Source organism: Kitasatospora sp. GAS1066B, assembly GCF_041262605.1.
In the GTDB taxonomy this organism is placed as follows: Bacteria; Actinomycetota; Actinomycetes; order Streptomycetales; family Streptomycetaceae; genus Kitasatospora.
In genome coordinates this window covers 172535-194756 of the sequence record NZ_JBGCCO010000004.1, presented here as the reverse complement: position 1 = coordinate 194756, position 22222 = coordinate 172535, and the positions used below count along the sequence as shown (strand labels likewise).

The 22222-nt window shown below is 67.1% G+C and carries 12 protein-coding genes and 1 pseudogene; 3 read left to right on the top strand and 10 right to left on the bottom strand.

What is annotated here, in order from left to right; genetic code table 11:
* Nucleotides 1-39: 39 nt before the first annotated feature.
* Together ABH937_RS05810 and ABH937_RS05805 are read right to left on the bottom strand one after the other, a co-directional pair.
* Nucleotides 40-495 carry an SUKH-3 domain-containing protein gene (locus ABH937_RS05810; protein WP_280688903.1) on the bottom strand — a complete coding sequence of 152 codons (456 nt, stop codon included), beginning with the start codon at nucleotides 493-495 and terminating at the stop codon, nucleotides 40-42.
* A complete protein-coding gene (locus ABH937_RS05805) occupies nucleotides 492-4478 on the bottom strand; it encodes a DUF6531 domain-containing protein (RefSeq protein ID WP_370217413.1) in 3987 nt (1328 codons plus the stop codon). Before ABH937_RS05805 ends, ABH937_RS05810 begins: the two co-directional genes overlap by 4 nt.
* Before the next feature lie 297 nt (nucleotides 4479-4775).
* Between ABH937_RS05805 and ABH937_RS05800 the strand changes: the two genes are divergently transcribed.
* Nucleotides 4776-5093: a hypothetical protein gene (locus ABH937_RS05800; protein ID WP_370217411.1), complete on the top strand. Its 318-nt coding sequence runs from the start codon at nucleotides 4776-4778 to the stop codon at nucleotides 5091-5093.
* 5 nt (nucleotides 5094-5098) lie between these two features.
* Nucleotides 5099-6367, top strand: a complete 1269-nt coding sequence (locus ABH937_RS05795; protein ID WP_370217410.1) for an amidase domain-containing protein — start codon at nucleotides 5099-5101, stop codon at nucleotides 6365-6367.
* Nucleotides 6368-6639: 272 nt separating this feature from the next.
* On the opposite strand, the gene ABH937_RS05790 is transcribed toward ABH937_RS05795, so the two are convergent.
* On the bottom strand, nucleotides 6640-7461 hold the full coding sequence (locus ABH937_RS05790; RefSeq protein ID WP_370217409.1) for a hypothetical protein: 822 nt from the start codon (nucleotides 7459-7461) through the stop codon (nucleotides 6640-6642).
* Nucleotides 7462-7686: 225 nt separating this feature from the next.
* Nucleotides 7687-8064 (bottom strand): hypothetical protein, encoded by a 378-nt coding sequence (locus ABH937_RS05785; RefSeq protein WP_370217407.1) that lies wholly within the window; start codon nucleotides 8062-8064, stop codon nucleotides 7687-7689.
* A 772-nt stretch (nucleotides 8065-8836) separates the two neighbouring features.
* Between ABH937_RS05785 and ABH937_RS05780 the strand changes: the two are divergent.
* Nucleotides 8837-8968, top strand: a pseudogene (locus ABH937_RS05780) (IS30 family transposase); the annotation flags it as partial.
* 93 nt (nucleotides 8969-9061) lie between these two features.
* On the opposite strand, the gene ABH937_RS05775 reads toward ABH937_RS05780, so the two are convergent.
* The 6 genes from ABH937_RS05775 to ABH937_RS05750 form a co-directional block, all read right to left on the bottom strand.
* A complete protein-coding gene (locus ABH937_RS05775; protein ID WP_370217406.1) occupies nucleotides 9062-9613 on the bottom strand; it encodes a hypothetical protein in 552 nt (183 codons plus the stop codon).
* A complete protein-coding gene (locus ABH937_RS05770; protein WP_370217404.1) occupies nucleotides 9600-11795 on the bottom strand; it encodes a polymorphic toxin-type HINT domain-containing protein in 2196 nt (731 codons plus the stop codon). The genes ABH937_RS05775 and ABH937_RS05770 overlap by 14 nt, the downstream gene beginning before the upstream one ends.
* Before the next feature lie 235 nt (nucleotides 11796-12030).
* The gene (locus tag ABH937_RS05765; protein WP_280688894.1) at nucleotides 12031-12246 is read right to left on the bottom strand and encodes a hypothetical protein; all 216 of its coding nucleotides are present in this window, start codon (nucleotides 12244-12246) and stop codon (nucleotides 12031-12033) included.
* Nucleotides 12247-12352: 106 nt separating this feature from the next.
* A complete protein-coding gene (locus tag ABH937_RS05760) occupies nucleotides 12353-14389 on the bottom strand; it encodes an RHS repeat-associated core domain-containing protein (RefSeq protein ID WP_280688893.1) in 2037 nt (678 codons plus the stop codon).
* 94 nt (nucleotides 14390-14483) lie between these two features.
* Entirely contained in the window at nucleotides 14484-15227 is a 744-nt protein-coding gene (locus ABH937_RS05755) for a hypothetical protein (protein WP_280688892.1), read from the bottom strand.
* Nucleotides 15220-21948, bottom strand: coding sequence for an RHS repeat-associated core domain-containing protein (locus tag ABH937_RS05750; protein ID WP_370217402.1), 6729 nt, complete (start codon nucleotides 21946-21948; stop codon nucleotides 15220-15222). Before ABH937_RS05750 ends, ABH937_RS05755 begins: the two co-directional genes overlap by 8 nt.
* Nucleotides 21949-22222 lie beyond the last annotated feature (274 nt).

Sequence of the window (22222 nt, the reverse complement as noted above, 5' to 3'; positions counted from 1 at the left end):
CTGGCGGTCGGGGCCGTGCTCGTCACAACACGCCGTCGGCTACTCCGCGATCTCGTCCGCCTTGATGCCGAGGATCAGCCGCTCCAGCGCCTCCGGGACGACCCCGAACGAGGCGAGCCAGTTCGTGACCAGGTACACCTCGCCCGACTCCGAGATCCCGAGGAAGAACTGCCCCTGGTCCAGCACGCCGATCGGGAAGAGGGCCTGTCCGATGTCCTCGCCCCACTCGGTGAACCGGTCGTCCTCCCCGTCGGCCAGCATCGGGTCGAACTCGAAGGGCTCGCGGGCGACCGAGATGCCCCGCCCGCGGATGTCGACCTTCAGGCCGCCGAACTCGGCCAGGAAGCGCTCGGCTGCCTCGTGCATGCGGAACCCGGTGCTCTCCAGATCACGACGCCAGGCCGTGGTGTCGACCTGCCGTCCCGGCTGCCAGCCCGCGGCCCGGAGCACCCGCTCGACCTCGTCCGAGAACCTCTGCATGTCGTTGTCGTTCACGACGTGCCACCCGTCAATCCGTCGTCAGTGATGAAGTTGAGACCGTAGTGGTTCGAGAGGACCCTACAGCTGTCGCACGGGCCGATCTCCTTGCCGTGAGTCTCCGCCTTCTTGGTGACGAGCATGGCGGCCGCCGCCGCTCCCTGCGGATTGTGCCCATTGTTCAAGGCATCGGACAGGAGCCGGGGGATCCCGCACTTCCCGTGGCCGTTGCCGCGGTCGTCCGCCTCGATGTTGTCCAGCATCTGCTGGACGCTGGGATGCAGCGTCGGGACGTCCTTGCCACTGGTGGCCGTCGTGATCGTCCCGTCGGGCAGCTTGAGCCCCTCCGCCACACCTGGACGCTGCTTGTTCGACAGTGTCGCGGCCTGGTCCGCCCTCCCCTTCACGGAGTCGAGGAGATCCTGGTGCGGGTGGGGTGACAGCCCCAGCGGGTCGGACCAGGTGTGGGGGTTGTGGACGTAGGTGTCCGGGTTCGGCGCGGGGAGCAGGCCCAGCGGGTCGGGGCTGGTGTAGCGGGCGGTCTCGGGGTCGTAGAAGCGGCCGACGTTGTAGTGGAGGCGGGTCTCCGGGTCGAAGTACTGGCCGGGGAAGCGCAGCGGCGTGTAGGTGGTGCTGCCGGTGGGCCAGGTCGTCTGGCCCCAGAGCGTGCTGGTGGCGCGCCAGGCGATGGTGTCGGTGGCGGCGTCCACCAGCTCGGTCGGGGTGCCGACCAGGTCGGTGACGATGGCGAAGAACCGACGGTCGATCAGATCCTGGGCACTCTCGGCGGGATCGGCGCCGGCCGGTGTGGTGATGGTCTCCGTCTGGGCGAGCGGGTGCAGGTCCTGGTAGTCCCAGCTCAGCGTGTGCGGGCCGGGCAGGTAGGGCGCGTGCGTGGTCTGCTCGGCCAGCGTGAAGCCGTCCCAGACGAAGTCCGTCTGCTCCTCGACGGTGACACCGTCAACTCCCAGACGCTGCTTGGAGACCCGTCGCCCGAAGGGGTCGTAGCGGTAGCGCCAGCGGGTGCCGTCGGGGGTGGTGACCTCGGTGAGGTGGTCCTCGGCGTCCCAGGTGTAGAGCCAGGTGTCCGGCTTCTTCGACAGCCGGGCCTTCTGCCGCAGCGTGACGCGGCCGGCCGCGTCGTACTCGTAGCGGACCCGGCCCGCGGTGGTGAGCTGGGTGCCTTCGTAGGTACGGGCGCCGAGGGCGGCCTTGGTGGCACCGGTGGCCGGCCAGTCGGCGTTCGTCAGGTTGCCCGCCTGGTCGTAGGTGTAGCTCTCGGTCCAGCCCTCCGCCCGGACCCCGGTGACCCGGCCCGACTCGTCGAGGTCGAAGCTGCGCCGACCCGCCAACTGGTCGTCGACCGAGGTCAGCAGACCGGCGCCGCCGTAGGTGTAGTCGCGCTGCTGGAGCACGGTGGGCCCGGCTTGCCCGGCCTGCCCGGCCTGCCCGGCCGTCCGCAGGGTCCGGCTGGTGAGCCGGTGCACGGCGTCCCAGACGCTGTCCACCGTCAGGTGCCCGTCATAGACGCGCTGCAGCTCGCGACCCGCCTGGTCGTAGCTGAATTCGAGGTTCCCGCCGGGGGTGGCCAGGGCGGTGGCCCGGCCGGCCGCGTCGTACGTCCAGCTGCTGGTGTGCCCACCCGGGGTGGTGCGCCGCACCCGGCGTCCCTGGGTGTCCAGCGTGTGGGTGAGGGTGCGTCCGTTGGTGGACTCGGCGAGCAGGTTGCCCAGCGCGTCGACGGTGCGGACCACGTCGGCGTCCGGGTTGGTGGCCCGGACCAGGTAGCCGGCGCGGTCGTAGCCGTAGGTGGTGACGCGCCCTGCGGCGTCCTTCGCGGTGACCCGGCCCGGCAGGTCGTAGGTGAAGCGGGTCTGCTGGCCCAGCGGATCGGTGCGGCAGACCAGTTGGCCGGCCGCGTCGCGCTGGTAGCCGGTGCGGCGCCCGTGGAAGTCCTGCTCCGCGACGAGCCGTCCGGCCGCGTCGTAGGTGTAGTGCCAGGTCTGGCCGAGCGGGTTGGTGACCGCCACCAGCTGCATGTTCGCGTCGTAGGTGTGGGCGTAGCGGGCGCCGTCGGGGCCGGTGGCGGCGGTCAGCGTCTCGAAGTGCGTGTACTCGAAGGTGCTGAGCCGGCCGAGCCCGTCGGTGTGGGTCAGCACGTTGCCTTCGCCGTCGTGGGTCCACGACTCCGTGCTGCCGTCCATCCCGGTGCGCGAGGCCAGTTGCCCCTCGACCGTCCAGGTCAGCCGGGCGGTGCTGCCGGCCTGGTTGGTGGCCTGCACGACGCGACCGAACGCGTCGTGCTCCAGGCGCACGGTGGCACCGGTCGACTCGACGACCTCCACCGGCAGCCCGGCGGTGTTGAAGCGCACCCGGGTCGTGTTGCCCTGGGCGTCGGTGACCGAGCTGGGGTGGCCGAGTTCGTCGTATCCGTAGCTGGTGACCGCGCCGGTCGGACTGGTCAGCGTGGTGCGGCGGCCGGCCTCGTCATAGGTGTGCCGCCAGGTGGCACCGCCGGGGTAGGTGACCGTCTCCGGCAGGCTCAGCCGCCCGGCGTACGTCGCGGTGATCCGCTCCCCGTCCGGTCGGGTGACGGAGATCAGGTCGCCGGCGCCGTCGTACTCCCACCGGGTGGTGCGGCCCAGCGGGTCGGTCTCGGCCAGCAGGCGGTCGTAGTCGTCGCGTTCGTAGCGGGTGGTGTTCCCGAGCGGGTCGGTCTGCGCGACGATCTGGGCGTGCTCGTTGACCTGGTAGGCGTTGGTGTGGCCGAGCGCGTTGGTCTCGGTGTGGACCTTGATGCCGGTGACCGGGTCGGGCTCGCCGTAGCCGAAGCTGAACCGCAGGGTGCCGTCGGCGCCGCCCTCGTCGGTGACGCGGTCGTGCTGGTCGTAGGTGTAGCGGTAGTGGCTGTCGTTGCGGTCGGTCCAGGACAGGATCCGGCCGCTCGGGTCGTTGGCGAAGCGCATCGCCTTGCCGGAGGAGTTGTAGACGCCGCTCAGGTGCCCGTCGGTGTAGCCGTAGCGCAACAGCAGCTCGGCGCGCCCGCCCGAGACGGCGTCCGCCAGGCGCAGCGCGGTGATCCGGCCGTGGTCGACCGTGACCAGCAGCTGGTAGCCGCCGGAGTGGGTGATCGACAGCGGGGTGCCGCTGTCGTCGTAGGCGAGGTCGTAGTGGCGGCCGAAGCGGTCCCGGACCCGGGTCAGCAGCGCCTCGTGCCCGCCCGGCACCGTGCTGAACTCCCGTACCACGCCCGTCGACGGGTCGCTCAGCGTGTAGTCGCCGCTCGCCTCGTCGATCGCCAGGTCCCAGCGCGGACCGGCACTGGCGTGCACCGGATCGTCGCCGGGCTCGGGGTGCGGGTAGGCCTGGGAGAACAGGTCGGGGCTGAGGTAGACCACGCCGTCGGCGTCGATCTCCAGCCGCTCGTCGAAGGTGCAGACCCAGCGGCGGCCCATCCACCGACCGGCCCCGTACCCCGACTCGAAGTTGCGGGTGAAGAGCAGCGGCAGCGAGCCGGGCAGCGAGGCGTCCGTCTGCTTGATGAACATCCGCCCTGTCGCCATGTCGACAGGCTCACCACCGGGGCAGATCGAGTCGTCCCGGCGACCCGACGTCCGCGGGTCCTTGACCTGGTCGCGACCGCCGCCGTCACCGCCGGACTTGCCCGACCCGCCGCCTCCCGACCCCTCGCCACCGGGCTGGTGCGGGGCCTTGGGGCCGTTCTCGTCGCCGCTGCCGCCCTTGCCCGACCCGCCGGGCCCCTTCCCCCCGCCGCCGGGCGTGTGCGGGTCCTTGGGCTCGTCCTTCTTCCCCGAGGAGAGGAGCTTCTTGAGCTCGCCCTCGTGCTTGGTGTCCGCGTCGACGGTGTTCTTGGTGACCTTCTTCAGGTTCTCACCGGTCGAGTGGTACAGGTCCTTGACGGCCTTGCCGCCGTCCTCGGTCAGGGCCTTGCCGACCTTCTGCGCGCCCGACTCCAGCGCCTTGACAATCGGGTTGCTCACGCGAAGTCCACCCCCGCCCTCGCCGATATGACTGCAACTGCCATGTGGCAACCCTCCCGCCGTCAGCGCAACCTGTCGGGCGGCTGACTCTCGCTTGCTGATCGGTTCAGTATGAGAGACGCCAACCGGCCGCGAACGGTTGGGCTCCCGGTACCGGCGGCACCGCGCTGACCAGGGCCGCAGAGCTGACCAGCCCTCAGAATCCGCCCTGGCCCCGCGCTAGACTCAAGATCACCACCGGCCGCGCGCCGCGCATCACTGGTGGCGGGGAAGCAACATACGGGGAAGCAGAGCGACGTGAACGACATCCAGATCCATCCCGGCGGCGTCCGCACCACCGCCGCCGCCGTGAACACCATCGCCGACCAGAGCTCGCCGGCGGCCGGCCACTGGCTGGACGACAGCCTCACGGTGGCCCAGGCCCAGCCCGCCTGGCAGTCCGCGGCCGCCCTGGTGACCTGCACCGACAACTGGCAGGCCCACCTGAACGGCATCGTGAGCCAGTTGCAGACCTACTCGGCCCAGCTCAGCCAGTCGGCCGACTCCTACGACGCCGCCGACGCCGAGGCCCAGCGCCGCTTCGCGCAGTCCCTGACCGACCTGAACGCGGGCTGATCGCCATGGTGACCCTGACCGACCTGCAGCACGCCGACCCCACCCAGTGGAAGGCCGCCGCCGACGGCTGGCTGCGCGCCTCGCAGGAGGCCACCAACGCCTCCAACGACCTGCACGCCCAGGGCGTCGGCCCGCTCGGCGACCACTGGAAGGACGCGGTCGGCCAGGCGGCCGGCCAGAAGCTCTCCGACCAGGCCGACGCGCTGGAGGCCGCCTCCGACATCATGCGCGGGGTCGCCATGGTGCTGGACGGCCTGACCCACAGCATCGAGTACGCCAAGAGCACGCTGGCCAACGCGCTGAACCTCGCGCAGCAGTACAACCTGCCGGTCGACCTCGACCAGGGCCGCAGCATCCCCGCCGGCAACCCGAACGAGCCGACGAACGCCAGCCAGGTCGGCGAGGTCGACGCCCTGCTCCAGGAGGCGCTGCGCGAGGCCACCCAGGCCGACCAGCAAGTCGCCGCCGAGCTCACCAAGCTGGGCAACGACACCTGCGTGACCGACCTGAACCAGGCCCTCGACGACATCCAGGGCGAAGCCTCCAACGTCGAACTCGCCGCCTACCAGGGCGACATCCCCAGCGGCGACAACCCGCAACTGGTCACCGACTGGTGGAACGGCCTCACCCCCCTCCAGCAGCACCAGTTCATGCTCTCCGAACCGGTCGCCATCGCCGGCCTGCCCGGCATCCCCGACTCCGTCAAGGCCGACCTGCACGGCACCGACGGCAAGTACGACCGGGTGGCGGTCGTGCAGTACGCCCAGCAACACTGGAACGACGGCAGCGGCGACGTGAGCGGCGAGGACAACTGCACCAACTTCACCTCCAACGCGCTGCACCAGGCCGGGATGCAGTACAAGGGCTGGAACACGCTCGACGACAGCGGCTGGAACCAGAGCACCGCCGGCGAGAACGGCTGGGACCTCGGCGGCCTACTGGCCGGCCCCGAGCACACCCACAGCTGGGGCGGCGCACAGAACCTGCACGACTTCCTGACCGGCAACGGCGGCTCCCAGGTCCCGCAGGACCAGGTGAAGCCCGGCGACATCATGTTCTTCCAGCAGGGCAACGACCAGGACCCGAGCCTCCAGCAGGGCAACATCCACCACACCGCCATCGTCACCGCCGTGACCCCCGACGGCGACGTCCGCTACACCCAGCACTCCGACCCCCGGCTCAACGTCAGCCTCTCGGGCCGCAACGAGCACGAGACGCGGGCGGAGGGGCAGCAGAACGTGCTCTTCGTGCGGCCGCAACCGAACTGGTACTGACGACCGACCGTGATGCCGCTCGGCGCCGCCGTCCGCGCGCCGCGCCCCGCGCCGGCTCGTCTGGCAGGTGGTCCACTTCGACCTCTACCAGCAGGTGGTGCGCGAGCCGTTGAGCCACTGCCACGCGGCGGGGGCGGTGCCTGCCGTGGGGTGGGGGCGGGGGTGCTGGCGTACGACGTTGTCGGCGCTGCTTGCCGACTTTGTTTAGGGGATGCTGGCGCCGTACGCGTGCGACTGACGTAGCGTCATCACGCGGCAACCCTGCGCGGTGCTCAGCCGGTAGACCTCGGACTCGGGCCAAGGCTGCGGTTCGGGCGAGCCTCGACCTCGTAACGGACCAGCTGCCGTCCGGCCCACCAGGCGACATCCACCCCGTCGAAGGCCTCAGCCGCTTCGGCGACCAACAGGTCACCGAAAGCCTCCAGTTCCCGAACTGAAGCGTGCCACTCGGGTACAAGGACGGCTGCCTGGAAGCTGAGCTCATCAGCGCGGAGCGCAAGGGACTCCGTCACCTCATCGGCCGCAGCATCGGCAGAGACGAGATAACGCCCAGGCTGCTCCGCCTCGACGGCCACGGTGGCCCCAGTAGCACGGATCGCACGGTCGACCAGCTCGACAGCGGAGAACTCCTCGGCACCCGACGGCTGTCGACTGGCCAACCACACCGCGACCTCGGGCCCCGGCGGCTCGGCCAGATCGACTGCGTAGCTGTACGCGCCGTCTAAATCGAGATTGAACGCCGTCTCCAGGCCACGCCATTCGGCACGCAACTTGACGACGGCGGACCGGCAGAAGGCCCGCAGCGCACCGACGCTGTCATCGCTGTCCGGGGCCGTCCGGTCGATGCCGACATGAACGAAGCAGTCATACTCACGCTCCGCTGGCCAGTCACCACCAGCGCCGACCGCCGGACCCAAGCGGTCACCGAGGGCCGTGCTCAGCCGAAGACTGAACCGGGATCCGTCAGCACCGTCAACAGATTGCCAAGCCACCGATGTCGGATCCAACGGAAGCCCCAGAGCCTTGGCAATCTCAGCCGCGGTCAGGGCAGGTCCGGTGTATCGCCTGACCAGGATGGCCGCGTCACTCGACATGGCTCAGCATCCCCAACCGTCGCACTTCCGCTGACCACCGACCCTGCCGGTCATAGCCCATCCACCAGAATCTCCTCCGACAGCATAGACGACGTACTCGCTGAAATGCGGATTGCTGCTATTCGGGAAGCTGTTCAAGCTGGCCTTCAGGTCCTGCCCGCCCCAGGCCCGCGAGCCGAAACGGTCCGCCGGGCAAGCCCGACGGACCGTCACGAAAGATCGACGCTAGGACGGCGGGGCGACCGCATCGGGGCCACTCCACGCAAGAATCTCGCGCTCAGGACGTGTTAGATGTTCCCACACACGAATTCGCAGCGCCTGCAATACCCCATAGCGTCGGCTCTCGGTGAGTTCATCAAGAAAATCCTTGCATCTTCCCAGGAGATCGAGACTGGTTTCCGCAGGGTTCAGAGCCGGCCGGAGAATATCCCAATAGAAGGCTTCAGGCAAAACCGTGTACATACCGAGGGACCGAGGGCTCCGCCCCAAGTCCTCTGCTGATGCACGCTCAGCCATGTCCAGTCGCCCCAGGAGCACACATGCCTCGGGGAGATGGACTTCGAGCGAGCCTCTGACGAAGTCGTCATCGAAGAGGTGCGACATCTTTTCCTCCTTGACATCAAAAACTACACCAGGAGCCAGACCTCACAATAATTCTTTCGACAAGATGACGAATCCCACTCATGCGGGATGGCATATCCGGAAACCTCACCAAGCTCACTGCAGGCTTACGGCGCCGCCTAACAGGAAGTTAACTATATAGCCCACAAGGGGGCATGGGCAGGGCGAGGGCTCATGTCCAAAAACCCGCAACCGCTCGAAGCACCTAGCGAACCGACATGCAAGTAGCGCCTGCTATGGCAAAGCGGTATTTGACCCACCCCATCCTCGCCCGAGAAGTAGTAAATTATGATGCCTGACGAATCGATCTTATCCAACGAAATTTCGAAGAATCTCCCATTGCCAATGCCACCGGTACAGCCATTAAAATTAAACCGATTGCCGCCAGCAATTGCCCACCCCGCATGCGAGGCCACATCAGATTCAATATCACCGAATGGCTGACTGCAATTTCTCATTGATGTCCCGAGCTGCCCCAGAAATCCGTCAGCCGAATTCCCTAGAGCCTTGAAGGTCAGATAAAAACTTCCGCCGCCCGGATCTCCAACCGTCTTAAAATGTAGACTTGTCGCTGCGGGCGGGAACGTAATTGCGTCTCGCTGAGATGCATCGCCAAGCGAGAGACCGGAGGACCCTTCATAAGCACGCGCATCGCTTGACACGCCGCCATCATGCCTAGGTGCGTCTGTATCATACCCGCAACCGGCAACAGCCAGCACTGACGTAAAAATTCAAGTGGATCCACATCGCCGACAAGGGCACTCGCCCGAGAGTCCACGGAGCGGAGCCCCTGGCCGCCGTCAATGCCGAACTCAACGGCCGCCCACGCGAAACGCTCGGCTGGGAAACCCCAGCCGAGCGCCTGCATAAACTGCTCGCGGCCTGATCAAATCGACTACGTGTTGCAACGATTCCTAGAAACCACCGCCTTTCAACGGAGCTTCCGACTAGATCTCGCTAATTCCAGACAGCAGAGGCCCTAGGGCAACAGGTCGCGAATTTCGAGCCATCGAAGAACGTTGTCCCGAAGTTCACCGTCGCTAACATGCGGGATCAGCGCCGCGACTGCACTGATAACTTTCTTGACCTTCCGGAGCGCCAGTATCTCTGAGCGCGGCAATGACCTCCAGTCATCCAGAGCCTGCAGCACGACCTCGTACGGCAGTTCAATCGACGCCAAACAGTCGCTCGCCAATTGATCAGGGTCTAGAATGCTGCGAATGTCATTGCCTGCATCACGACCGTATCGCGACGCCAGGTAGGCAATGCGAATCAGTCCATCCGTTCTAGCCAAGACATGCTGCGCCATGGCCCCTTCAGTTGAGCGCATAGCCAGGAGCGCATACTTCAATTCATCGGGGCTAGCCGGGGCGGCGTCATAAAGACCACTCAGTGCGATCGTAGTGACGGCTTCCCACCAGTAGTGGCGCTCACCAACTACGGATGGCTGACCTGCGACCAACCAGCGGCGCTGTGAATCGCCATCCATCTCCAGGAGATCGTGGATCTTTTCAGCATCAAGGGGCAACACGTTCCACGCTCCCTGGATCGAATTCAATTCCAGCCTCGCGGAAATTTTGTATCCCAATATCGAGACTACAGTTGCAGGGCATATAGTGACCGCTGTTATTCGATATTCGGAGCCCGAAGTAGAACCCATCCCCACCGGCAACATCGGCTTCGCCGGCAGCCAGAACTGGCTGACCGCGAGTTAGAACACTGTGAGGAATCTCCTCGCCAGCCACAGTCTTCGGCATCACTACCAATTTTCCATCGCTGCCCACTACCCACTTGATATCACCGGAGTTGATCGCTTCGTCAAAGCCAGGCTGGCCAGGCCTCACCGGCTTCACGCCCAGCGAATCCGCACGACCAAGCTCACTCTGAAGATTATATTGTCCGTTTCTGTCGTTCAGGAAAGGCGCGTCGTTTCCACCACAGTTGTGCACGAGGACCGGCGTGGCCCCTGCCAGCACATAGTACGTATGGACCTGATCGACCGTCAGGTTGTAGGTCGTCGTTGGGGGAGTCTGGTAGTTGCGAATGGCCTGGACGACAACGGTGGATCCGTCTGCGGCCAGCAGCTGGTCACCCTGATGGAGGTCCCCAGCATCGGTCCACCGCTTGGTCGTGAGATCCCAGTATGGGTGATGCTGAGTTGAAGCGATTGTGGTGATGCGGGGCGGAGTACTCGACGCGGCAAGCTTCGGGGTAATGAGCAGGGTGAGGTCAGTGAAGTCCTGGTCGCCCGGGGTGACGATGTATTGCGTGATCGGCTCTGCGGTGGTGAGGCCGGTCTGCGGGTCAGTGGCGGCTACTTGGTCGCCAGCCAGCTTGTCGATGGCCTTGGTTGCACCGTTTGCCAGCAGTACGGGCGTCCCTGGGAGGAAGCTGTTGCAACCTCCGCTGCTGATCGCTGCCGGATCGTCGCCGGAGGTAGCGTAGCTGTCACCCAGCGCGGCAAACAAGAACGACCCGGAGGCAAAGTTGGCGCTGTCGGTGTCGACGCCGTTTCTCTGGGCCCAGTTGTAATAGCTGTCCATCGGGTGCGGTATTGGGTCGTCCTGGGAGTCGCCCACCCAGAGGACCTTGTGAATCGCGGCTCCGAAGGACCACGGGATTGTTCCCACGCCGAACAGGAAGTCCTTGAAGTTACCCGCGCCGCCGTTGTCGCTCTTCTTGTTCTTTCCGCTGCTGCTGGGGGCAGTCTGTGCGTATTTGCCGAACCCATCGGGCGCGAGAATCTGAGGCTCGGGAACGTTGGGGTAGTAGTTGGGGTCGTTCAGGACCGCATTGACGTCGCATCCGGTGCCACAGCCACCCCCCTGAACATTCGAGAGCTTGCCGGTGGGGTCGCTACTGTTGACGGGGCTGTTGTTGCTGTAGGCGTAGCCGTTCCACTGCTGGGGGTCGGCGGGGTTGAGGAGCGGGTCCGTGCTGAGGAACCGACCCGTGCTCGGCTGGTACTCCCGCGCTCCGAGGTTGGTGAACCCGGTGGCCTGGTCCTGGGTGCCGCCGACGAAGCCCTTGTCGCCGGCCCAGGTGCTGGGCTGGTTGCCTCGAGGGTTACCGAACGGGTCGGTCGGGCGGCGGCTCTCGGCGAGGGTGGTGCCGTCGAGGGCGAGGGTGTTGGTGCCGTGCGGGTTGGCGATCTGGAAGGTGGAGGTGCCGCCCTGGCGGACCAGGGTGATGCCGCCGGGGATCGTGTAGTAGCGCACGCCGGTGAGGGTCTTGGCGTTCGAGTCGTAGACGAGTTCGTCGTTGCCGAGGGTGATGGTGGTCTTGCCGGGATCGCGGCGGACGAGCTGGTTGCCGGACGCGTCGTAGGTGTAAGTGGTCGCGCCGGCGCCGCTGGTCTTGCTGTAGGAGGTGAGCTTGTCCTCGCCGTCCCAGGTGAGGGTCGCGGTGCCGGTCGGGTCGGTGATGGAGGTGGTGTTGCCGGCCGCGTCGTACTGCATGCTGCCCGAGCTGGGCCCGCTGGGTGCGGTGGTGGTGGCGCCGAGCAGCGCGTGCGGGCCACCGGTGCCGCCGCCCGTGTTCTGGGCTGTGGTGGGGGTGTTGAGGGTTCCCGGGGTCGGGAAGGTCTGGGTGACCGCGGTGTCCTGGAGGGTGTTGCCGGACGGGTCGTGCTGGACGAGCTGGGTGCGGTTGCCGGTCAGGTCGTAGCCGTAGCTCTGCCAGTACGCCGCCAGTCCGCCCACGGTGGTGCGCAACGGGGCCTGCGCGCCGCCGGTGGGTCTTCAACTGGTCCAGTGCGGTCTCGATCTCCCCCTGCTCGTGTCAGCGAGAGCGGTGAGTACGCTCCCGGTTCGGTGCTGTGGGTATCGACCTCGACCTGCTGGCGGGGCCAGCGGAGGTGCTCTCTATGGTCCGGCGCCTGGGAGTGAGCAACTGGCAGTGTCCCGGCGGAACGGGTTCCGCCGGGACACCAGGTCAAGCCAAGCTGCCTCAGATGAGCGGTATTTCAGCCCATCGCAGGAAGGCGTAGACCGCGACCGGAAGCGATACGAGGAATGCGGCGGCAATCCCGATCGCGCGGGCCTTAGATCGCGCATAGATCCGGGCCAGCCTCCCCCCGGCCCACACGGCCAGCATGGGGGAAGCGAGCAACAGGATGAATGCGGCCGCCACGAAAAGGAACGACAGCAACTGGGCAATTTCCAAGGATCATCACCTTCTGCACTTCGCCGACCACTCTGCAGCTTACCGAGTGGTCGCGGCCACGTCGGCGCCGGGTGTCAGCGGGGCCGTACTGATCGAGGACTGCGAACTACTGGAACTGGTCCCAGTTGCCGCCGATGAGGTCGGCCCAGTCACCCGGGGATGTCCAGTCAATCTGCGGCTTGGACGGCGCTACCCCGAGCTCGGTGCGCAGGTTGTGCGCCATGTCCTTCCAGGTTGTGTGGATGAACCCGGCGTCCTTCCCAGCCGAAACCAGCGCCGAGTTGCTCCGGGCCTCCCCGTGCTGGGTCAGGTAGAGCTCGTTGTGCTCATCGCTCAGCGAGAACCGAATGGTCGACCCAGCCCTGTCGAAGTAGCGGTCAGACTCCACGATGAAGGTGAAACTCGTGGGCGTATCGAGTACCACCTCAACAGTTCCGTCCCCCTTGAACATGGCTGGCCCCGGATGCAGCTCGCAATGCGAACCGTCGTAGAACGAGCTGCAACCACTGACCGGGAAGGGGAAGATCTGAGCGGGCGACTGCAGGAACATAGACATCACGTCGATCGGCAGCCCCGCCTTCGCGACCGGTCCGATGTCCTCCTTGTAGGTGTACGTGTAGTCGGGCTTCACCGAGTGCGGCGTGCAGTCATGCAGGCAGGTGGGATGCTCCTCCTGCGCCTTCTTGTACGAGGCGGCCTGCTCCTGGAGGTCCTGCTGAATCTGCTGCGGGTGTGCGGCGTAGTTGTCCTCCATGGCCCTTGCCATGCCGAAGCTGAGACCGGTGATGTCGTCGTGGACCCTGTAACCAGTCGGGTCGGACGCGTCCGTCGGCTTGTTGTCACCGTAGGAGTAGCCGTTCCACTGTTGGGGGTCAGTAGGGGCAAGGAGGGGATCCGCGTTGAGGAAGCGCCCCGTGGCAGGTTGGTATTCACGGGCGCCGAGGTTGGTCAGGCCGGTGGCCTGGTCCTGGGTACCGCCGACGAAGCCCTTGTCGCCGGCCCAGGTGCTGGGCTGGGTACCGCGGGGATTGCCGAACGGGTCGGTGGGGCGGCGGGTCTCGGTGAGGGTGGTGCCGTCGAGGGCGAGGGTGTTGGTGCCGTGGGGGTCGGCGATCTGGAAGGTGGAGGTGCCGCCCTGGCGGACCAGGGTGACGCCGCCGGGGATCGTGTAGTAGCGCACCCCGGTGAGGGTCTTGGCGTTCGAGTCGTAGACGAGTTCGTCGTTGCCGAGGGTGACGGTGGTCCTGCCGGGGTCGCGGCGGACGAGCTGGTTGCCGGACGCGTCGTAGGTGTAGGTGGTGGGTCCAGCGGTGCCGGTCTTGGCGTAGGAGGTGAGCTTGTCCTCGCCGTCCCAGGTGAGGGTCGCGGTGCCGGTCGGGTCGGTGATGGAGGTGGTGTTGCCGACCGCGTCGTACTGCATGCCGGCCGAGCTGTTCCCGCTCGGTCCAGCGGTGCTGGAGCCGAGCAGCGCGTGCGGGCCGCCGGTGCCGCCGCCCGTGTTCTGGGCTGTGGTGGGGGTGTTGAGGGTTCCCGGGGTCGGGAAGGTCTGCGTGACCGTGGTGTCCTGGGCGGTGTTGCCGGACGGGTCGTGCTGGACGAGCTGGGTGCGGTTGCCGGTCAGGTCGTAGCCGTAGCTCTGCCAGTACGCCGCCAGTCCGCCCACGGTGGTGCGCAACGGGGCCTGGGCGCCGCTGGTGGGGCTGGAGTTGGCGCAGGAGCCCTGCCCGCCGACCGAGGGCTGGGCGGCCTGGGTCAGGGTGCCGGTGTCGCTCCACGCCGTGGTCAGCCGGCCGAGGTAGTCGTAGCTGAAGCACTGCAGGTCAGTGGAGGACGGGACGTTGTCCGGGATGCTGCGGACCCCGGTGACCTGGCCGGAAGGGTTGTAGGCGTAGGTGGTCTGCTGGACCGCGCCGGTGGCCGCGGTCTGCTTGTCGACGAACTGCTGCAGCGCACGGCCGGTGGACTCGTCGTAGGTGTTGGTCACCACGATCTGGGTGCCCCACGGGTTGACCGTGGAGCGGATGGGGTGACCGTAGGCGTCCCAGTCCGAAGACAGGTCGTAGGTGGAACCGCCGAACGCGCCGAAGGTGCTCAGCTCACCGTTGACATCATAGTCGGCAACTATGTCGTAGTTCTGTGCCATGCCAGCTGCAGTTACTCCCATTCCGGCTGAACCTCACTGGCCCGGCCTGGCACTCGAGAAGGCCCAGCGGGAACAGATCCACTGGGCCTTCTGCTCAGGCATGTACGGAGTCGATCAGGTGGATGAAGACAAGGCCCAGCGCAGCCAGGAACGCGGCAGCAACGGTGGTGGCTCCGAGCGCCCCTAGCACGCCCAGCGGCCTGGTTCGTGCGGGCTTCGGGCGCCTCATCGCGAAGGCGAGCAGCGGGCTCGGCTCGAGCCAAAGGTACGAGAAGAAACCGAACCCAGTCAGGAGGCAGATCCAAAGCCAGCCCGCTCCCGCATCCCTGCGCCTTCCGGCCCCCAGCAGGATGTGGCTGATGATCAGCAGCCCCGTGGCATAGGCCCCGACAGAGAGCAGCGACCAACCGAGGACACTCGGATACAGCACCGAGACGAACACGCTCAGACCGCCGAATCCGTGGCTCGCGTCGAACGTCTGGAACCTGACCGTGGCACCGCTCCCGACTGTTGCCTGATTGATGACCTGTTCGAACGCGTCGATGGCTCCGGCGGAACCCGGATTCCCGTACGCGAATCGGTAGGTCTCCGCCTTGTGATCGAGCACTCCCGTCGACCACTCGGCGAACACCTGCGAGCCGTCAGTGTCCAGCCGGACCACAGATGTGCGGTGCGACCGGAGGTCGTCGACGAGCATCGAGTTTTCACTGTGCACCGGGAACAGACTGACCAGCACAGCCAGGTAGCCGGCTACCAGGACGAGCAGCGCGGCCCATCGGACGGGCTTTGCGAACATCCGGTCGATGAAGCGCGGGCTGCTCACGCTCCGGTCACTCATGGAGAGCTCCGGCCCAGTAGAACTCCTGCCTGACGCTTGCCCCGGCGCCGGACGTGGTGTTCGGCAAGGCGTGCGTCAGAGAGGCGATCCCGGTGTCATTGTAGGCGGCGAATGCCACGGTGAAGGAACGAGTCTTCGGCGATTCATTGATTACTTGGTATACCACGTCATAACCACCCAGGAAGGCTTCCGGTGTAGGAGTTCCGTGTTTCCCGTCCGTGCCCATTCCGAGCATGTCCTTGGGGAAGTTCTTCAGCTTCTCGGGCAGGTTCGCCCCGTCCACGTAGTCGTTCTGCCCACCCAACTCGGACAGGGGGACCGCGTAGCCACCCGCCCTGATCTGCGCGGCCAGATTGCTGAGGATCTCCTGACTGTGTTCACTCGCGGCGATCTGCTGGGTCAGTGGGCTACCCCCGTCGAACGAGATGTCCGCACCGTCCTTCCCCATCGCCCAGAGCTTCAGCAGGTCCTGCCAGGTCAGCTGGGGCGAGGTTCCGGCCAGCTGGTTGCAGGCCGCAATTGTCCCAGACGTCACCGAGGCGCCTGCCTGGCAGGGCCGGGTGTTGCCGCCGAGAGTCAGTATGTACTTCTGCAGCTCGGTGGCGAGGGCCTGGTGAACCCCAGTCTCCTGGGAGTCGTCCTTCCAGTGCCCGTGATGGACAAGGGAGTTCAGAGCGCCCTGGCAACTGTCGTCGCAGCCGCCCTGGTCGCTCTTGGCATTTCCGGTGGTGCTGGGAGCAGGCTTGAAAGGGCTGTTGTCAGGCTCGGGAACGTTTGGGTAGTAGTTGGGGTCGTTCAGGACCGCATTGACGTCGCATCCGGTGCCACAGCCACCCCCCTGAACATTCGAGAGCTTGCCGGTGGGGTCGCTACTGTTGACGGGGCTGTTGTTGCTGTAGGCGTAGCCGTTCCACTGCTGGGGGTCGGCGGGGTTGAAGATGGGGTCCGTACTAAGGAACCGACCTGTGCTCGGCTGGTATTCGCGGGCGCCGAGGTTGGTCAGGCCGGTGGCCTGGTCCTGGGTACCGCCGACGAAGCCCTTGTCGCCGGCCCAGGTGCTGGGCTGGGTACCGCGGGGATTGCCGAACGGGTCGGTGGGGCGGCGGGTCTCGGTGAGGGTGGTGCCGTCGAGGGCGAGGGTGTTGGTGCCGTGGGGGTCGGCGATCTGGAAGGTGGAGGTGCCGCCCTGGCGGACCAGGGTGACGCCGCCGGGGATCGTGTAGTAGCGCACCCCGGTGAGGGTCTTGGCGTTCGAGTCGTAGACGAGTTCGTCGTTGCCGAGGGTGATGGTGGTCTTGCCGGGGTCGCGGCGGACGAGCTGGTTGCCGGACGCGTCGTAGGTGTAGGTGGTGGGTCCGGCGGTGCCGGTCTTGCTGTAGGAGGCGAGCTTATCCTCGCCGTTCCAGCTGAGGGTCGCGGTGCCGGTCGGGTCGGTGATGGAGGTGGTGTTGCCGACCGCGTCGTACTGCATGCCAGCCGAGCTGTTCCCGCTCGGTCCAGCGGTGGTGGCGCCGAGCAGCGCGTGCGGGCCGCCCGTACCGCCGCCCGTGTTCTGGGCTGTGGTGGGGGTGTTGAGGGTTCCCGGGGTCGGGAAGGTCTGGGTGACCGTGGTGTCCTGTGCGGTGTTGCCGGACGGGTCGTGCTGGACGAGCTGGGTGCGGTTGCCGGTCAGGTCGTAGCCATAGCTCTGCCAGTACGCCGCCGGTCCACCCACGGTGGTACGCAACGGGGCCTGCGCGCCGCTCGTTGGGCTGGAGTTGGCGCACGAGCCCTGTCCGCCGACCGAGGGCTGGGGGGCTTGGGTGAGGGTGCCGGTATCGCTCCACGCCGTGGTCAGCCGGCCGAGGTAGTCGTAGCCGAAGCACTGCAGGTCGGTGGAGGACGGGACGTTGTCCGGGATGCTGCGGACCCCGGTGACCTGACCGGAGGCGTTGTACGCGTAGGTGGTCTGCTGGACCGCGCCGGTGGCGGCGGTCTGCTTGTCGACGAACTGCTGCAGCGGGCGCCCGGTGGACTCGTCGAAGGTGTTGGTCACCACGATCTGGGTGCCCCACGGGTTGACCGTGGCGCGGATGGGATGCCCGTAGGCATCCCAGTTCGAGGACACGTCGTAGGTGGCACCGCCGTACGCGCCGAAGCTGGTCAGCTCACCGTTGACCTCATAGGTGTAGGCGATGGTCTCGGCCGGGATGTCGCCGACCGCCGAGCGGTTGTCGTCCTTCAACGCTCCGGTGATCGGATCGTAGAGGGCCTGGTAGGTGTAGGTGAACGGGGTCGAGCCCTGGCCGATGTCGGCGCCCGGGATCGTGGTGGTGGTCTGGGTGGGGTGGTAGGCGGTGTCGTAGGACAGCACCGAGGTGGTGTAGGCGTTGCCAGAGGCCCCGTTCACGTACCGGGTCGAGGTGCTCGGCTGGCCCTTGACCACCGTGTCGTAGGTGAAACCGGTCAGCTGGTTGGCGGGCGACGCCGAACCCTGATAGGAGCCGGTCTTACGACCGAGCAGGTCGTAGGTGTACGCGATGGTCTGGTTGCGGGCATCGGTGGTGGTGGCCACACGACCGGCCGGGTCGTAGGTCGTGGCGGTGGTCCCGGTGTCCGGGTCGACCGAGTTGACCTCACGGTCCTTCAGATCGTAGGTGTGGCTCCAGGTGTTGCCGGCGGCGTCCTTCTGGGTCGCCTGCTGGCCGTCGGCCGTGTAGGTGTACGAGGTCACATCGGCGGCGGCCGGGTTCCCAGTAGCAGTGGGGGTCTTGTACTGCCAGAGCTGGGCGGTGTGGCCGCGGGCGTCGGTGACGGTGGAGGTCGGCGTGCTGCCGGCCGGCGGTGTCACGTCCGTGCGGTCCGCGCCCGGGTAGGCCGTGGTGGTGGTGTTCTGGACCACGCCGTAGGCGACGAACTGCTGGGTCAGCGGACGGCCGAGGCCGTCGTACACCGTGTAGGTCTGGCCCGGGACCTGCTGGGTGGTGGTCTGGTACAGAGTGGTGCTGGCCGGGGTGTCGTTGTTGTACCAGGTGTTGTTGGAGCGGATGACCCGCCCTTGCGAGTCGTAGGCGGTGTCGGTGATCAACCGGCCGTTGTTGTAGGCGGAGATCGCCGGGGTGGACTGGGTCTGGATGCTACGACCCTCACCGTCCATGATCGCGATGCTGACGTTGTACGACCCGTCCGCGCGCAAGGTGGAGCTAGTGACAGTCGGGGGGACGGCCGCGTTGTTGACCACGCCGGGCACCGTGTAGGCGAAGGTCTTGCTGGCGCTACTGGTGGTGGCGCGGCCGGGCAGCCAGACAGCGGTCACGCGACCGAGTTGATCGTAGGCCTCGGTGGTGACGCGGCCGTTGGGATCGGTCACCGCGAGCGGCAGGGAGCGCGCCGGGTCATACGTGGTGGTCGTGGCGCGGCCCGTCGCGGCGTCGCTCGTACCGGCCGGGGCCGGCGTGGTGACCGTCTCGCTGTTCGGCAGCTCACCTGCGGCGGCGGCCGAGTAGGCGGTGGTGACGGTGGCGCCGTTCGGGTGAGCGCTGTCAGTGGAGTTGGGATCCGTCGCGCTGGTGATGCGGCCGTAGCTGTCGTACGTCGCGTTGGCCGCCGTGAACTGCGGGTTGCCACTGGAGTCGAAGTGGTCGGCCGTCAACGTACTGGTCGCGTCGTGCGCCGTGCCGAGTTGGCCGAAGGACAGGCCGTCGTAGGTGATCCGCTTCCACGTGGTGGTGTTGGCCGCAGTGGCGGTGGTGGTGGCGGTGCAGGTGCTCGCGCCATTGACGGTGATCGTCTCGTCCGGCAGCGCCGAGACCTGCGGGTCGGCGCCTGCCGCGTAGTTGGTGCGGGTACAGATGTCTGGCAGCCCGTCCGCACTGCTAAGCGAAGTGATGGTCCGGTTGCCGTACGCCGAGTCGGTCTTGGTGGTGGTGCTGGTGGCCCGCCAGGTACCGTCCGCCTTCAGCAACTTGGTCATGGAGACCGTGGTGGTGGCCGCGTAGCGGGCGATCAGGGCGGGCAGGCTGCCCTGACTGTGGGTGGCGGTGGCGACGGGACCGCTGCTGGTGTTGACCGTGTACCCGGTGATGCTGCCGCCGGCCTGGGTGTAGGTGTCGGATTCCAGGGTCTGGCCGGAGAGCCAGTCGGAATCGGTGACCGGACCACTCATCGGACCGGCCGCCGAGACACTGCGGGCGTTCTTGTTGGCGAGCAGGTCGCCGTCCATGCCTTGGTAGTACGTGGTCGTCTTCTGCGACTGGGGGCCGTCGTTGCCGCTGCCGGAGACTGCGGTGACGGAGGCGTAGCCGCGGAACTGGTCCCAGGTACGCGCGTTGTCGGGGGTGAGCGGGGAGTCGTTGCGGTGCCAGGCGGCCTTGCCGTAGCTGTAGGTCGTGGTCATCGGCGCCGAGCCCGGCGTGCCCGGGTTGACCGTGATGCTGGCAACGGGGTAGCGCTGGAACCAGTCGTCGACCGGAGTCGCGCCCGCGACCGAGCCCGGCGGGTTCCACTTGACGTTGTAACAGGACATCGTGTCGCTGTCGGCCGAGGCCGGCATCACGTTGTTGACCCGGGAGCAGGTGGGCTGGTTGGTGGTGCCGGTGGCGCCGGCGCTGGCGTAGGTGACGCCGATGGTGGCGCCGGTCTCGGTGGTGATCAGCTGGATGCGGGGGCGGTTGTAGAGCGGCGGTGCGGGGAGCAGGTTCGTGCCGTCGACGCGGTTGGGCAGCAGCTCCGAGGTGAAGGACACAAGGGGCAGCGGGACGGAGATCCCAGGGGCCTGGGCGTCCTGGCCGGTGCGAAGAACGCTGGCCAGCCACGGCACCTGGGTGTTCTCGGTGGCGTTCTGCACCTGGAGGAACACGTGGTTCAGCGCGTAGGAGTCCACCGGCTGGTAGCTGCCGTTGATCTTGACCTGGGTGGCGATCGAGGCCAGCCACTTGGTGGTCCAGAAAGTGGGGCCGTAGTTGGTGCAGTTGTCGCCCTGTGCGCACTGCTGGTCGAGCGGGACGTCAGGCCAGTTCGCCGCGTTCGCGGACGTGCGCTGCGAGGGGTCACAGGCTGCGGTGGACGTGACGCAGCGTTCGGTGGAGTTGAACACGATCTTCGCGGCCGGCTGGTAGCCGCCGTTGTTGTTCAGCTGGTCGGACAGCAGCTGGCCGTAGCCGATGGAGGCGAGCACGCCGCCGCGCGTGTAGGAGCTGTTCGAGCCGGTGCCGTTGTTCTGGCCGCCACCCCGGGCGTAGAAGTTCGCCTCGGGGGTGTAACTGTAGGTGGTCAGGTTGCTGTGCGAGTCGACGACGTAGTCCAGGTTCCAGCGCCACGCGCTCTGGCACCACGATGCCTGGCTCTTGGCCGGGTCGTAGCACGGGTCGCCGGAGTTCGGCGAGTAGACCGGAAGCGTCCAGGCCGAGCCGCTGTCGGCGCCCAGGGTGGTCGGGTTGCCGTTCGCGTCGGGCAGGTGGTTGAGGCCAAAGTAGTAGACCGTGCCGCTGGTGTCGGTCACCTTGATGTAGGAGCCGTTCCAGGTGCCGTTGGTGGCGCCGGTGAGGAACTGGACCTTGGTGCCGTCGTCACCCTTGATCCGCCAGGTGCAGTTGGACTGCTCGGTGGCTGCCGGCGCGTTGGCCTGGCAGGAGGGGTCGTCGGGGACCAGCTGCCCGGAGTGGCCGCCAAGGGACAGGGTGAGGTTCGCCCCTGCCCAGCACTCGTCGCCCGAGGTCGTGATCCCGTCCTTCGAGCACGGCTGGTAGGAGCGCTCCACGAAGCCAGGGGTGTAGTCCCAGCCGTCGCCGATCCAGGACGCCTGCGAGTTCGTCGAGGAGGTCTTCCCGTCCACCGAGGACGAATCGTAGGACAGCTGCACCGTCGGAGCGGAACCGCCCAGCGCCGGCGGGGCCTGCACCGGGTAGGAGTAGGTGAATGAGCCCGAGGAGCCACCGCCCGTCCACGCCTGGGACGGGTTCAGCGAAGTCGCCGAGTACGTGCCTGTACCACTGGAGGATCCGGAGACCACCCCGACCGTGGTCGAGGATGGGGATGAGGACGAGGCGGCGCTGTTGAGTGCCATGCTGCGCGGTTGCGCCGCACCGCCGTTGGCGGCGGGCAACGTCACATCAGCGGTGATCTTCTTCGAGGCGGGGTCGTACTGCGAAGCCAGCGGCGTCTGCTTCTGACACCCGGCCGCCTGAGGATCCGTCACAGCGCAGCCGGGCAGCAGGACCAGGTGCGCGCGCTCCGCCCAGTTCGCGCCGAACGCGGAATCCAGACCCGACGCGTCGATCCCGACCTGGACCGCGCCCGGATCGCCCTGGCCCGACCGGGTCAGCGTCACCGCCAGCCCCGATATACCGGCCTTGGCAGTCGACTTCGGGTCCGCGACATCGACCTGGACGCTCTGCCCAGCGACCGAGGAGCCCGCGACCGGCGCGAGTGTGACCGGCAGACCTGACGCGGCCGTCTCGCCACCGGCGGCCGGGGCCGCGGCCGCGGCCGGCGCCTGCGGCGCGGGACCCGAGCCGAGCTGCACCGACACCTGGCCGCTGGGGATCGGATGCGCGGACTTCGGTGGCTGCCACACCGGCGGCACCGGGTGCGCCGGCTTCGCCGCGGGAACTGCAGCGGCCTTGTGACCCTTGACCGACGCCGTCTTCGACAACGCCGTGCCCGGCGACCACACCCGCGAGTAGTCCGGCCCTGCCGCCACCGCGACCGACACCGGCGCCACCAGCGAACCCAGCAGAGCCACTGCGGCGACCGCGGCAACGCGGCTTCTGGAGCCGCCACGTGGTCGGTCCCGCCGTCGATCAACTCGTTGCCACAGGCCACCAACAGGACGCAACGCGAACACCGTTCCCCCCACCGACCCGGCACGACCGGGTCACCCTCCCGACACAAACCAGGCGCAGCGTAGCGGTGTTCACTGAGGACACGTCAAGATCATCACAGGCGTGAAGATTCTCACGCGCACGCATTCCGATGCTCTTTCCGCCAAACCCGGACAGCACCAGCCGTAAATGACT